Genomic DNA, 13,253 nt, shown 5'->3' with positions numbered 1-13,253 from the left:
CCGCTTTGCACTATTGACTTTATACCGTTATGCCCGCGAAAGCGGGCATCCATGCTGTTGACACCTTATTCCGGGCCTGAGATGGACTCCCGCCTTCGCGGGAGTGACGGAATAAGGAGCGGGTTCCAAGCGCCGAGGCCCTTGACCGGGTTGGGCGGAGCCCAAGACATCACTGGTCTGTCGGCAGGCATCCATCTTCGCGGCGCTGCTGCCAGCGTTCCGCCAGGGAATCGTCCTCGGCTTTGGCATCGACCCATTTACCGCCTTCGGGCGTGTCTTCCAGTTTCCAGAAGGGGGCCTTGGTCTTCAGCCAGTCCATCAGGAACTGGCAGGACTGGAAGGCGGCCTCGCGGTGGGCCGAGGCGGTGATCACCAGGACGATGCGTTCGCCCGGTTCAAGGCGGCCATGGCGATGGATGATCAGGCAGTCTTCCAGCGGCCAGCGCTGGCGCGCCTCGGCCTCGATGGCTTCCAACTGGCGCTCGGTCATGCCCGGGTAATGTTCCAGCGTCATGGCGCGCACGGTTTCGCCGTCGCCCGCATGATCGCGCACGAGGCCGACGAAGCTGGCCACCGCGCCGACCTTGCCGCTGCCCGACAGGCGGGCGATCTCGGCGCCCACGTCGAAATCCTCGCGCTGTACCCGGATCATGGCCTCAGCCTCCGGTGACGGGGGGGAAGAAGGCGACCTCGTCGCCGCGCTTCACGGGATGGCTCAGGGGCACGTAGTCCTGGTTGATGGCGCAACGCACCACGCCCAGATCCTTGAAGGCCTCCTGATGGCCCGGTCCGCGCGCCTTCAGCCATTCGATCAGTCCGGCGACATCGGCCACCTCGGCCGGGGGATCGATCTCTTCTTCGCCGATGCCGGTCTTGGCGCGCAGCCAGGCGAAATACAGAACTTTCATGGGATATCCTCTTGCAGGCGGCGCGTTCTTTTTCTTTCCCGTCCTTCCCGCGAAAGCGGAAATTCGTACCGCAATCATCGCCTATAGTCGGTCAAAGCGGCGAGCGGTGCAATATGGCCCCCCGCTTTCGCGGGGGGGGGACGGAGAAGCAGTCGGTGCGGCCTTACTCCTCTAGCCTTGTCCGGCTCCGGCATTCTTGCGGGTGTCGGCCTCGGCCGCCTTGGCCTGGATGGCCAGATTGGGCGGCGGGGCGGGATGCTCGCGCATATGCTTCAGCCCGGCGCGCAGATAGTCCCAGCCGGTGATCAGGGTCAGCACGGCGGCCACCCACAGGCAGACCTCGCCGATCTCGCGGATCGGCAGGTTCAGCAGGCGGGTTCCCGCATCGCCCACCAGCAGAACCGGCAGGGCGATCATCTGGATGGTGGTCTTCCACTTGGCGAGCTTGGAGACAGGCATGCTGACGCGCAGTTCGGCCAGGAATTCCCGCAGTCCCGAAACCAGGATCTCGCGCATCAGGATGACGGCGGCGGGCAGGTAGCTCCATTCGCCGATATGCTGGAAGGCGGCCAGCATCAGCAGCACGGCGGCGACCAGCAGCTTGTCGGCAATAGGGTCGAGGAAGCGACCCAGATTAGAGGTCTCGCCCCAGGCGCGGGCTAGGTAGCCATCGAAGAAATCGGTGATGGCGGCTGCCACGAACAGGCCGCAGGCGACCCAGCGGGCGGTGTCGCCGGGAATGTAGAAGGCGGCGATCACCAGGGGGATCACTACGATCCGCGAGAGTGTCAGCAGGTTGGGCAGGCTCGTAACCATGATCATCCAGAAGTCGGGCGCGACGTGGCGGCGATCTTAGCCGCCGGGATGGAAGTGATCATAGATTTTTTTCGCCATGGTGCGACTGATCCCTTCAACGGCTTCCAGGTCGGCCAGGCCGGCATTGGCCACTTCGCGGGCCGAGCCGAAATGATGGAGCAGGGCTTTCTTGCGCCGGGCCCCGATTCCGGCCACGTCGTCCAGCTGCGACTGGCCGATCGCCTTCGAGCGCCGGGCGCGGTGGGTGCCGATCGCGAAGCGGTGGGCCTCGTCGCGCAGCCTTTGCAGGAAATAGAGCACCGGATCCTTCATGTCGAGCATGAAGCTCTCGCGCCCGGCCATATGGAATTGTTCGCGCCCGGCATTGCGGTCGGGGCCCTTGGAGATGGCGACCAGCGCCACGTCTTCCACGCCCAGGTCGGCGAAGACCTCGCAGGCGACGGAAAGCTGGCCCTTGCCGCCATCGATCAGCACCAGATCGGGCCACAGGCCGCGATCGCGGTCGGGGTCTTCCTTCTGGGCGCGCTTGAAGCGCCGCGTCAGCACCTCGCGCATCATGGCATAATCGTCGCCCGGCGTCAGTTCGTCGCCGCGGATGTTGAACTTGCGGTAGGCCGCCTTCATCAGCCCTTCCGGCCCGGCGACGATCATGCCGCCGACGGCATTGCTGCCCATGATGTGGCTGTTGTCGTAGACCTCGATGCGCTGGGGCGGGGCGTCCAGGCCGAAGATGTCGGCCACGCCCTGCAGCAGCTTGGCCTGGGACGAGCTTTCCGCCAGCCGCCGCCCCAGGGCCTCGCGGGCATTGGTCAGGGCGTGGTCGATCAGCTTGCGCTTGTCGCCGCGCTTGGGCACCGTCACGCCGACCTTGCGACCGGCACGGACCGCCAGGGCCTCGACCAGCAGGTCGTGATGGGGCAGGTCGTCGGACAGCAGGATGTCGCGGGGCGGCATCTTGTCGGCATAGAACTGGCCGATGAAGGCCTCCAGCACCTCGCCTGGCTCGGCATCCTGGGCGTGGGCGGGGAAATAGGCGCGCGTGCCGTAATTGCAGCCCGAGCGGAAGAAGAAGACCTGGATGCAGGACTGCCCGCCCGCCTGATGCAGGGCGATCACATCGGCCTCCTCGATCGAGGGCAGGTTGATGTCCTGGCGGGCCTGGATGCGGGCCAGCGCCCGGATGCGGTCGCGGAAGGCAGCCGCTTCCTCGTAATCCAGCCGTTCCGCGGCGTCTTCCATGCGGCGGGAAAGTTCCTGCTGGATCTTCTGGCTGTGGCCCGACAGGAAGGCGCGGGCCTCCTCGACCAGGGCCATGTAATCCTGATGCGAGATGCGCTCGACGCAAGGCGCCGAGCAGCGCTTGATCTGGTAGAGCAGGCAGGGCCGGGTGCGGCTGGCGAAGACGGCATCCGAGCAGGAGCGCAGCAGGAAGGCTTTCTGCAGATGGGACAGGGTCTGGTTGACCGCCCCGGCAGACGCGAAGGGACCGAAATATTCCCCCTTCACCGAGCGGGCGCCGCGATGCTTGACGATCTGCGGCCAGTCATGGTCCCCGGTGATCAGGATATGGGGGAAGGACTTGTCGTCCTTGAGCAGGATATTGTAGCGCGGCCCCAAACGCTTGATCAGGTTGCTTTCCAGCAGCAGGGCTTCGGCTTCGGTATGGGTGGTGACCACTTCCATGGTCACGGTTTCCGATACCATGCGCTGCAGGCGGAGCGGCAGCCGGTCCGAACGGGTATAGGCCACCACCCGCTTCTTCAGGTTTTTCGCCTTGCCGACATACAGCGCGTCGCCCCGTGCGTTGAGCATGCGGTAGACGCCGGGGCTGGAGGGCATGGTCTTGAGATAGGCTTCGATGACGGCGACACCGCGCGCGCAGGGACCTTCGGGGGATGCCTCCTGGGGGGTGATCGTTTCCGGCTGCTCTTCCATTGGGGCGGTCACTTTTTTTGCTCTGTCCGGTCCATCCGCGATGCCGTTTTTCCACACTGCCTTAAAAAAGTCAGGATTCCCGTCGCTTTCCCGCGATATCCACCACGTCTGTGGATAAGTCTGTTGGAAACTTGTGTGGCAAGGGGCGCTCTCCAAGGGAGTCCTTGGCTTTCACCGCTTTGCCTAAATTTTGTGCTAATATAAAAATCACTTTAGAAATCAAATAGTTATTACTTGTCAAGATGGCTTCGTTGGGAGAGGCCCTGTTCCAGCCCCGGTTTGTCCCGCCGTTCTCGGCTTGTCCCATGCCCTGTGTAAAACTTCAGTGCGCAAGGGCCATGTCAACCCCTATGTATTAGGGCAGACGGCAATTTCGAGGCTTGCCGGGTGCCGCGAGAGACGATAAAAAGACTCGCGGCAGCGTCTTGGCCGGCGCTGGGGAAATCCCTTCGTCAGGGCAGGGGATTGAGGCGTTCGATCTCGACGCCGACGCTGGCGGCATCCTCGAACACATCCAGCTTTTCCACGCGCACGCGGGCCGTGCGGACACGGGGGTCGAGCAGGCACATCTCGGCGATGCGCTCGGCCAGGGTCTCGACCAGATTCACATGGCCGTCGGCGACGATGGCGCGCACGCCCGTCACGATCTTCTCGTAGCAGACGACATTGCCGATCTCGTCGCCGATCATGGCGGGGTCCAGTTCGCGCACCCCCAGGTCCAGGTTCACCCGCACGCGCTGGGGTGCCATCTTTTCATGCGCATAGACGCCGATGGAGCAATCGAGCACGAGATCACGCACGAAGACGTGACGCATGGACCCCTGCGCGTCGGCGATCCGCAAGGGGGACACCCGCAAGGGCTGTATGACTTTCGCCTGGCTCATCGCTCACTCCTCGGGGGGCGTGTCGGAGAGCGCCCAGCCCAGATGCTGGCCGCCATCCAGGGCAATCATTTGCCCGGTCATGGACGAGGCGGCAAGGATAAACCGTACCGTCTCGCAGATCTCTTGGGGTGATGTGCCCCGCCGCAGGGGCATGTCCGCGCATTGGCGGTCGAATTGTTCCTGGGTCTGGCGCTTGCTCGGCAGGGCCGGGCCGGGGCCGATGGCATTGACGCGGATGTGCGGCGCCAGGGCCAGGGCCAGGGTCTGGGTCAGCGTCCACAATCCCGCCTTGCTCAGCGTGTAGGTGGTGAACCAGGGCGTCAGGTTCCATACGCGCTCGTCGATCAGGTTGATCACGGCGCCTTGGGCATTCTCGGGTAGGCGGCGGGCCATCTCCTGGATCAGGACAAAGGGCGCGCGCAGATTGACGTTCATATGTGCGTCCCAGCTTTCCCGGCTGGCCGTCAGCACCGAATCTTCCTCGAACAGCGAGGCGTTGTTGATCAGGCAGCCCACGGGGCCCAGCGCGGCTTCCGCCTGGGGCAGCAGGGCCGCGACCTCTTCCTCGCGGGCGAGTTCGGCCTGCACGGCCACGGCACGGCGGCCCAGGGCCTCGATCGCGCTCACGACCTCGGCGGCATCCTGGGCCGAGCCGTTGTAATGGACCGCAACGTCCCAGCCATGCCGGGCCAAGTCGAGGGCGATGGCGCGTCCGATGCGCTTGGCCGCGCCGGTGACCAGGGCGACCCTGGGCGTGGATGATGAAAGCATGGATGTCGTCATGGGCGCAGAAAATGGCGCAAGGACGGGCGCTGTGCAAGTCGCGCCGCAACGGCCTCCGATCCGAAGCGGCGTGAAGCCTCTGAGCGTCCAGCCCCTATTTCCGCCGCCCCCGTCCCTTGGATTTCGCCTGGGGCTTGAGCGGCACCGACGTTCCCTTGTCCGGCCCGGCGGGCAGGCCCAGTTCCTGGGCCTCCAGGCGGCGGAGCTCGTCGCGCAGGCGGGCGGCTTCCTCGAATTCCAGGTCGGCGGCGGCTTGGCGCATGCGCTTTTCCAGATCGGCCAGATGGGCCTTCAGGTTGTGGCCGACCAGATGCTTGGCGCCCGCATCATTGGTCGAGACGGTGACGTAATCCTGCTCGTAGACGCTGTCGAGGACGTCGCTGATGCCCTTGCGCACGCTCATCGGCGTGATGCCGTTGGCGGCGTTGTAGGCCTGCTGCTTCTCGCGGCGGCGGTTGGTCTCGCTGATGGCGTAGTCGAGCGACGCCGTCATCTTGTCGGCATAGAGCAGCACCCGGCCTTCCACGTTGCGCGCGGCGCGGCCAATGGTCTGGACCAGCGAGGTCTTCGAGCGCAGAAAGCCTTCCTTGTCGGCATCCAGGATCGCCACCAGGGCGCATTCGGGGATATCCAGGCCCTCGCGCAGCAGGTTGATGCCGATCAGCACGTCGAACGCCCCCAGGCGCAGGTCGCGGATGATCTCGATGCGCTCCAGCGTGTCCACATCCGAATGCAGATAGCGCACGCGGATGCCATGTTCGTGCAGATACTCCGTCAAATCCTCGGCCATGCGCTTGGTCAGCGTCGTGACCAGAACGCGGTATCCGGCCGCCGTCGTGATCTTGATCTCGCCCAGCAGGTCGTCGACCTGATGTTCCACGGGGCGAATGATACAGACCGGATCGACGAGGCCGGTGGGGCGGATGACCTGTTCGACGAAGACGCCGCCGGTGCGTTCCATTTCCCATGGGCCGGGCGTGGCCGAGACGAAGACCGTCTGGGGCCGCATGGCGTCCCATTCCTCGAATTTCAGCGGCCGGTTGTCGACGCAGGAGGGCAGGCGGAAGCCGAATTCCGCCAGCACGGATTTGCGGTTGAAGTCGCCCCGGAACATGCCGCCGATCTGCGGCACGGTGACGTGGCTTTCATCGACGATCAGCAGCGCGTCCTCGGGCAGGTATTCGAACAGGGTCGGCGGCGGCTCGCCCGGCTTGCGGCCCGTCAGGTAGCGGGAATAGTTCTCGATGCTTTTGCAATGCCCGGTCGCTTCCATCATCTCCAGGTCGAAGATGGTGCGCTGTTCGAGCCTTTGCGCCTCCAGCAGCTTGCCGTCGGCATGGAAGCGGTCCAGCGTCTGCTTCAGCTCGGCCTTGATGCCCTTGATGGCCTGGGTGATGGTCGGGCGGGGCGTGACGTGGTGGCTGTTGGCGTAGATGGCGATTTCGTCCAGGCCGCAGGTCTTCTCTCCGGTCAGCGGATCGAATTCGTTCATCGCCTCGATATCGTCGCCGAACAGGCTGATGCGCCAGGCGCGGTCCTCGTAGTGAGCCGGGAAGACTTCCACCAGGTCGCCGCGCACGCGGAAGGTGCCGCGGGTGAAGGCCTGGTCGTTGCGCTTGTACTGCAGCTCGACCAGGCGGCGCAGAAGCTCGGTGCGCGAGATCGTGTCGCCGGTCTTCAGGCGGATCACCATCTCGGAATAGGATTCCACCGAGCCGATGCCGTAGATGCACGAGACCGAGGCGACCAGGATCACGTCGCGCCGTTCGAGAAGCGCCCGCGTGGCGGCATGGCGCATCCGGTCGATCTGTTCGTTGATCGCCGAATCTTTCTCGATATAGGTGTCCGTGCGCGGCACATAGGCTTCGGGCTGGTAGTAATCGTAATACGAGACGAAGTACTCCACCGCATTGTTGGGGAAGAAGCTCTTCATCTCGGCGTAAAGCTGCGCCGCCAGGGTCTTGTTGGGCGCCAGGATCAGCGTCGGCCGCCCGGTATTGGCGATCACATGGGCCATGGTGAAGGTCTTGCCCGACCCGGTCACGCCCAGCAGCACCTGGTCGCGTTCGTTCGCCTCGATGCCTTTGGTCAGTTCGGCAATGGCCTGGGGCTGGTCGCCGGCGGGCTTGTAATCCGACACCAGATCGAAGACCGCGCGCGGCCCGGCGGCCGGACGCTGGTACTGAGGGAGGAGGAGGGGTGCGCTCATAGGCGTAAAGATATGCCGTTTAAGGCCAGTGCGCCAGGGTATGACCTTGAAAGAAGGCGGTCACAGGCGTAGTGTCGCCTGCGTTTTTTCTTCACGCCCCCATCGATACGATAATAGAGGGATCAAATGGCTTTTCTTGCCTCGCGCCTGTCCGCCATCCAGCCGTCGCCGACCATCGCGGTGACCCAGAAGGCGGCTGAACTCAAGGCCCAGGGACGCGACGTGATCGGTCTCGGCGCCGGCGAGCCCGACTTCGACACCCCCGATAATATCAAGGCTGCCGCCAAGGTTGCCATCGACAAGGGCGAGACCAAATACACTGCGGTGGCCGGTACCCTGGCCCTGCGCAAGGCCATCTGCGACAAGTTCAAGCGCGAGAACGGCCTGGACTACACCCCCGACCAGGTGACGGTCGGCTGCGGCGGCAAGCAGGTGATCTACAACGCCATGGTCGCCACCCTGGACGAGGGTGACGAGGTGATCATCCCCGCCCCCTACTGGGTGTCCTATCCCGACATCACCCTGCTGTGCGGCGGCAAGCCGGTCTTCGTGGCCTGCCCGGAAGAGACCGGCTTCAAGCTGCGTCCGGAAGACCTGAAAGCGGCGATCACGCCCAAGACCAAGTGGCTGGTCCTCAACTCGCCCTCGAACCCCACCGGTGCGGCCTATTCCTGGGACGAGATGAAGGCCCTGACCGACGTGCTGGTCAAGCATCCCCATGTCTGGGTGATGAGCGACGACATGTACGAGCATCTGGTCTACGACGACTTCAAGTTCTGCACGCCCGCCCAGGTCGAGCCCAAGCTCTATGACCGCACGCTGACCATGAACGGCGTGTCGAAGGCCTATGCCATGACCGGCTGGCGCGTCGGCTATGCCGCCGGTCCGCTGCCGCTGATCAAGGCCATCAACATGATCCAGAGCCAATCCAGCACCCATACCTCGTCGATCAGCCAAGCGGCGGCGGTCGAGGCGCTGAACGGCGACCAGAGCTTCATCCCGAAGAATGCCGAGGTCTTCAAGGCCCGCCGCGATCTGGTGGTCAAGATGCTGAACGACGCCGAAGGCATCACCTGCAAGACCCCCGAAGGCGCCTTCTACGTCTATCCCTCCTGCGCGGGTGTGATCGGCAAGAAGACTCCCGAGGGCAAGGTGATCGAGACAGACAGCGACTTCGCCACCGCGTTGCTGGAAGCCGAGGGCGTGGCCGTGGTCCAGGGCGTGGCCTTCGGCCTGTCGCCCTTCTTCCGCATCTCTTACGCCACCTCGACCGAGGCCCTGACCGAAGCCTGCACGCGCATCCAGCGCTTCTGCGCCTCGCTGAAGTAAACTTCAGGTTCAGGAACCATCCGGAAGGGCGCCTGGAGCAATCCAGGCGCCCTTTTTCCTATCCCGATGCGTGGTCGCCGCCATCTACCCAATTCTGTTAGTACCGTCTTAAGCTTTTGGGCAGTGAACGGAAGGGATGGCGGAGGTATCATGAATGAATTACTCCCCCGTGCGGGGCATGCTCCGCGCATCCTCGCCGTACTGCATCGGGCTGCGGAAGTCCTGCTCTCCTATGATGACCCCGCCGATGCAGCGCAGGTGATCTTCGGCGAGATCGCGGGCGACTTCGATCTCGACGTCTATTGCAACTTCATGGTGGCGGAAGACGGCAAGGGATTGGTCCTGCATTCCTGTGCCGGCATCGACCCGCAGGAGAAGGCGGGCCTCGCCAGCCTTGCTTACGGCCAGACCGTATGCGGCATGGTGGCCGAGCGCGGCCGCGCCATGATCATCCCAGACGTTCAGCGTTCCGACAGCCCCCTGGTCGAGATCATCAAGGCCTCGGGGGTGAAGGCCTATGTCGGCCTGCCTCTCTGGGCCAAGGGGCGGCTTCTGGGTGTCCTGTCCTTCGGCTCGCGCTCCCGCATCTCCTTCACCGAGGAGGAGGTCGAGGCGCTGCGAACCATCTGCCATTACGTCGCCAGCGCCCATGAACGCGCTTGGCTCTGCGCGGAGCTGGACCGGCGCGTGGGGGAACTGGCCCATGCCCTGGAGGAAAAGGAAGCCGCCCTGCGCCGCAAGGACTTGCTGGCGAAGGAGGTCGATCACCGGGTCAAGAACTCGCTGCAGCTGGTCTCCAGCCTGCTGGAAATGCACCGGCTGGACCTGGGAGACAGCGAAGCCGGGCAGAAGCTGGCCGATGCCGGGCGCCTGGTCCATGCCGTCGCCCAGGTACACCGGCGCCTGTATCGCAGCGAGGATGTCGCGGTGGTGGATATCGGCCTTTACCTGCGCGATCTTTGCGACGATCTCTCCCGCTCGGTCGGCGAGGAATATACCGTGACGGTGGATGCCTCCTGCGAGCGCGTCGCCACCGACAAGGTGGTCAGCATCGGCCTGATCGTCACCGAGCTGGTGCTGAATGCCTGCAAGCATGCCTTCGTCGGCAGCCAGGGCGGCACCATCTGTGTCTCCTTCGCCTCTGCGGGCGGCGAAGCCCGGTTGAGCGTGTCCGATGACGGCATCGGCCTGCCGGAGGACGGGAAAGGCGGCTCGGGCCTGGGAATGAAGATCGTCCGCGCCCTGACCCGGCAATTGGACGGGTCGCTGTTCGTCGAGAAGCCCGCCCGGGGCTGCCGCTACGAGATCACCCTGCCGCTGTGACGGGAAGAGGGGGGCATTCCCCTTCTTCCGCCTACCATAGCCATTCCGCCACCCAGCGCCGGTGGGCGGTGAGGCCGGTCAGGTCGGGGAAAAGGCGGCCGGTCTCGACGCCCAGCATGTTGAGATGGGTCAGGATCTCGAAGCGGGAGGGGCCGGGAATGGTAACCTGCGTCACCTTCAGCCCAGACCGGGCCGCTTCTTCGGGGAAGGAGCGTTCGCTCAACTGCTCCGAGAAGCTGAACAGCCCTTCCTGAGAGGCGATGCGCGACGAGATCAGGGGCGGGTTGAACAGGATGATGCCCTCGGCACGGCTGTCCCCGCTTTCCACGTCCGAGATCCGGCCCTGTCCGCGCGGACGCAAGTTCTTGACCCGGTCCAGCGGCAGCATGTGGTGCTGGGCGTCCAGCTCGCCGCTGATTTCCCACATGAAGACATAGACGTCCGGCCATTCCTCGGGCGGCATGTAGTCCCCCCGGTTGTTGGCGGCGAAATAAAGGGCGATCAGCGGATTGCGGGTCCAGTCCAGCAGCCTTGTCGGCAGGTGGTAATGCTGGGCGATCGCCAGCCAGTTCAGGTGGCAGTCGGGCACGGTCTCCAGGAAGGGCAGGGCCTGGCGCTTGAAGGCCTCGATCAGCCGGGCTTCGTAATCCCATAATTCCAGTTTCGGCTTGTCGCGCAAATCCTGCCGGATCCGGCGGTTGCGCCGCCAGGAACGCACCACGCTGGGGGTCATGCCGCTGTCGGGATTCTTGGCGCCGCGATAGGTGACGGTGTGGTCCACGAAATCGGAGATGAAGTCGATATAGTCCCTGAGCGACGTGATGCAGACCTCTTCCATGTCGGCGGCTCCTTCCTGGCTGAGGCTGATCTGGGGCAAGGCCTGCCCGCCTGCAAGGGTGGGGGTCCTACGCCGGATTCCCAGTTGCTCCGGAGGGCGTGTGGTGGAAGCATGGTGGGGAATGTCGATGGGAGGGCAAAATGACCAAACCCGTTTCGGCTCCGCGGGCCGCGGCCCTGATCGGCCCCTTTTCCAGCGGAAAGACGACGCTTCTCGAAAGTCTCCTCTTCGTTAGCGGCAGCCTGGCGCGCAAGGGCGGCGTCAAGGACGGCACCAGCGCCGGAGACGCCAGTCCCGAGGCCCGCCAGCATCAGATGAGTGTCGAGCCCAATATTGCCGGCACCACCTATCTGGAAGACCGATGGTGCTTCATCGACTGCCCCGGTTCGGTGGAATTCCTGCAAGACAGCTATAACGTCCTCAGGGTGGTGGATGCGGCGGTGGTGGTGGTCGAACCCGATCCCGCCCGCGCCGTGATGGTGGCCCCCTTCCTGAAATTCCTCGACGACCACAAGATCCCCCACTTCCTCTTCCTCAACAAAATGGACGACAGCAAGGCCCGCCTGCGCGAGACGCTGGAGGCCTTGCAGGCGGTGTCCGAGCGCCCCCTGGTGCTGCGCGAGATTCCCATGCTCGAGGGCGACAAGGTGGTCGGCCATGTCGACCTGGTGTCCGAGCGGGCCTGGCGCTGGCGCGAAGGCAAGCCCTCGGACCTAGTCAAGTTGCCCGAGCGCGGGCGCGGCGACGAGATGCAGGCGCGGCAGGAGATGCTGGAGCATCTGGCCGATTTCGACGACCATCTGCTCGAGGAATTGCTGGAAGACACCATTCCGGCGACCGACGAGATCTACCAGAACCTGACCCGTGATTTTCACCAGGACCTGATCGTGCCGGTCTTCTTCGGTTCGGCGCTGTCGGACCATGGCGTGCGCCGTCTGCTCAAGGCGCTGCGCCACGAAGTGCCGGAATATGACGTGACGGCCGCCCGGCTGGGCCTGGGCGAGGGTGGGCCGTCGGTGGCCCAGGTCTTCAAGACCATCCATGCTCAGCATACCGGCAAGCTGTCCTTCGCCCGTGTCCTGCGTGGCGCCTTCGTCGAGGGCGAGACGGTGGGCGGCGCCAAGCTGTCGGGCTTGCTGGCGCCCCAGGGCGTGCAACTGTCCAAGCAGGGAAAGGCCGAGGCCGGAGAGGTGGTGGCCTTCCCCCGCCTGGACAGCGTGGCCACCGGCGATACCGTCGGTGCGATCGAGGAACGCCTGTCCTGGCCGGCGCCCTTGGCGCCGCTTTTTGCATTGGCGGTGCAGACGGCGCGCAAGGCCGACGAGGTCAAGCTGACCACGTCGCTGGTCAAGCTGATCGAGGAAGACCCCTCGCTGTCCATCGAGCAGAATCCCGAAACCGGTGAAATCCTGCTCTGGGGGCAGGGCGAGATCCATCTGATGGTGGCGATGGAAAGGCTGAAGAACCGCTTCAACCTGGAAGTCCTGAGCCACCGCCCGCAGGTGCCCTACAAGGAAACCATCCGCAAATCCACCAGCGTGCATGGCCGCCACAAGCGCCAGACCGGCGGGCATGGCCAGTTCGGCGACGTGTATCTCGACATCGCCCCCTTGCCGCGCGGGGAGGGCTTCGCCTTCATCGACAAGATCGTCGGCGGCGTGATTCCCCGGCAATACATTCCCTCGGTGGAGGAGGGGGTGAAGGATTATCTGCGCCAGGGTCCGCTCGGCTTCCCCGTCGTGGATGTCGCCGTGACTCTGACCAACGGGTCGTTTCACAGCGTCGACAGCTCGGACATGGCCTTCAAGACGGCGGCGCGCATCGCCATGACCGAGGGCATGCCCAATTGTGATCCGGTGCTGCTGGAGCCGATCCTGGCGGTGGAGATTTCGGTTCCCACCGAGCACACCTCGAAGGTCCAGCGCATCGTCTCGGGACGGCGCGGGCAGATCCTGGGCTATGACGCCAAGCCGGGATGGAAGGGCTGGGACAGCGTTTCGGCCTGCCTGCCCCAGGCGGAAATGGCCGATCTGATCATCGAACTGCGCTCGCTGACCATGGGCGTGGGCACTTTCGCCTGGAGGTTCGACCATCTGCAGGAGGTGATGGGCCGCCAGGCCCAGCAGGTGATCGGCTCCCGCAGGGCCGCCCTGGCGAGCTGACCCGCCCCTATGACGGGGCGGAAATGGCATAGCGGCCAAGGGCGGGAAAGCCCTTGGCCGCTGAAA

General features: G+C 64.6%; 11 protein-coding genes. 3 read left to right on the top strand and 8 right to left on the bottom strand.

Annotated features, from left to right (window positions below; all coding sequences use genetic code 11):
- Positions 1-169 precede the first annotated feature (169 nt).
- The 7 genes from EPD66_RS05660 to uvrB all read right to left on the bottom strand — a co-directional run bounded on the left by EPD66_RS05660 (position 170) and on the right by uvrB (position 7,535).
- Positions 170-652, bottom strand: coding sequence for a molybdenum cofactor biosynthesis protein MoaE (locus tag EPD66_RS05660; RefSeq protein ID WP_142847512.1), 483 nt, complete (start codon positions 650-652; stop codon positions 170-172).
- Between the two features lie 4 nt (positions 653-656).
- A complete protein-coding gene (gene moaD / locus EPD66_RS05655) occupies positions 657-908 on the bottom strand; it encodes a molybdopterin converting factor subunit 1 (protein ID WP_142847511.1) in 252 nt (83 codons plus the stop codon).
- A gap of 171 nt (positions 909-1,079) precedes the next feature.
- Positions 1,080-1,724 carry a CDP-diacylglycerol--glycerol-3-phosphate 3-phosphatidyltransferase gene (gene pgsA / locus EPD66_RS05650; RefSeq protein WP_142847510.1) on the bottom strand — a complete coding sequence of 215 codons (645 nt, stop codon included), beginning with the start codon at positions 1,722-1,724 and terminating at the stop codon, positions 1,080-1,082.
- A 36-nt stretch (positions 1,725-1,760) separates the two neighbouring features.
- Positions 1,761-3,659, bottom strand: coding sequence for an excinuclease ABC subunit UvrC (uvrC, locus tag EPD66_RS05645; RefSeq protein ID WP_142847575.1), 1,899 nt, complete (start codon positions 3,657-3,659; stop codon positions 1,761-1,763).
- Between the two features lie 452 nt (positions 3,660-4,111).
- Positions 4,112-4,543 carry a dihydroneopterin aldolase gene (folB, locus tag EPD66_RS05640; protein ID WP_142847509.1) on the bottom strand — a complete coding sequence of 144 codons (432 nt, stop codon included), beginning with the start codon at positions 4,541-4,543 and terminating at the stop codon, positions 4,112-4,114.
- Positions 4,544-4,546: 3 nt separating this feature from the next.
- Complete coding sequence (locus tag EPD66_RS05635; RefSeq protein WP_370511863.1) at positions 4,547-5,314, bottom strand: SDR family oxidoreductase; 768 nt, start codon at positions 5,312-5,314, stop codon at positions 4,547-4,549.
- Between the two features lie 106 nt (positions 5,315-5,420).
- Entirely contained in the window at positions 5,421-7,535 is a 2,115-nt protein-coding gene (uvrB, locus tag EPD66_RS05630; protein ID WP_142847507.1) for an excinuclease ABC subunit UvrB, read from the bottom strand.
- A 126-nt stretch (positions 7,536-7,661) separates the two neighbouring features.
- Between uvrB and EPD66_RS05625 the strand changes: the two genes are divergently transcribed.
- Both EPD66_RS05625 and EPD66_RS05620 read left to right on the top strand, forming a co-directional pair.
- Positions 7,662-8,864: a pyridoxal phosphate-dependent aminotransferase gene (locus tag EPD66_RS05625; RefSeq protein ID WP_142847506.1), complete on the top strand. Its 1,203-nt coding sequence runs from the start codon at positions 7,662-7,664 to the stop codon at positions 8,862-8,864.
- Positions 8,865-9,014: 150 nt separating this feature from the next.
- Complete coding sequence (locus EPD66_RS05620; protein WP_185961269.1) at positions 9,015-10,187, top strand: histidine kinase dimerization/phosphoacceptor domain -containing protein; 1,173 nt, start codon at positions 9,015-9,017, stop codon at positions 10,185-10,187.
- 31 nt (positions 10,188-10,218) lie between these two features.
- On the opposite strand, the gene EPD66_RS05615 is transcribed toward EPD66_RS05620, so the two are convergent.
- Positions 10,219-11,064 (bottom strand): FRG domain-containing protein, encoded by an 846-nt coding sequence (locus EPD66_RS05615; protein ID WP_142847504.1) that lies wholly within the window; start codon positions 11,062-11,064, stop codon positions 10,219-10,221.
- 101 nt (positions 11,065-11,165) lie between these two features.
- Here EPD66_RS05615 and EPD66_RS05610 point away from each other — a divergent pair, with 101 nt between their 5' ends.
- Entirely contained in the window at positions 11,166-13,187 is a 2,022-nt protein-coding gene (locus EPD66_RS05610) for an elongation factor G (protein WP_142847503.1), read from the top strand.
- Positions 13,188-13,253: the final 66 nt, after the last annotated feature.

This window comes from Telmatospirillum sp. J64-1, assembly GCF_006980715.1.
Lineage (GTDB): Bacteria > Pseudomonadota > Alphaproteobacteria > Rhodospirillales > Magnetospirillaceae > Oleiliquidispirillum > Oleiliquidispirillum nitrogeniifigens.
Note: the sequence above shows the minus strand (reverse complement) of the source record. Positions and strands in the feature narration are given on the sequence as shown.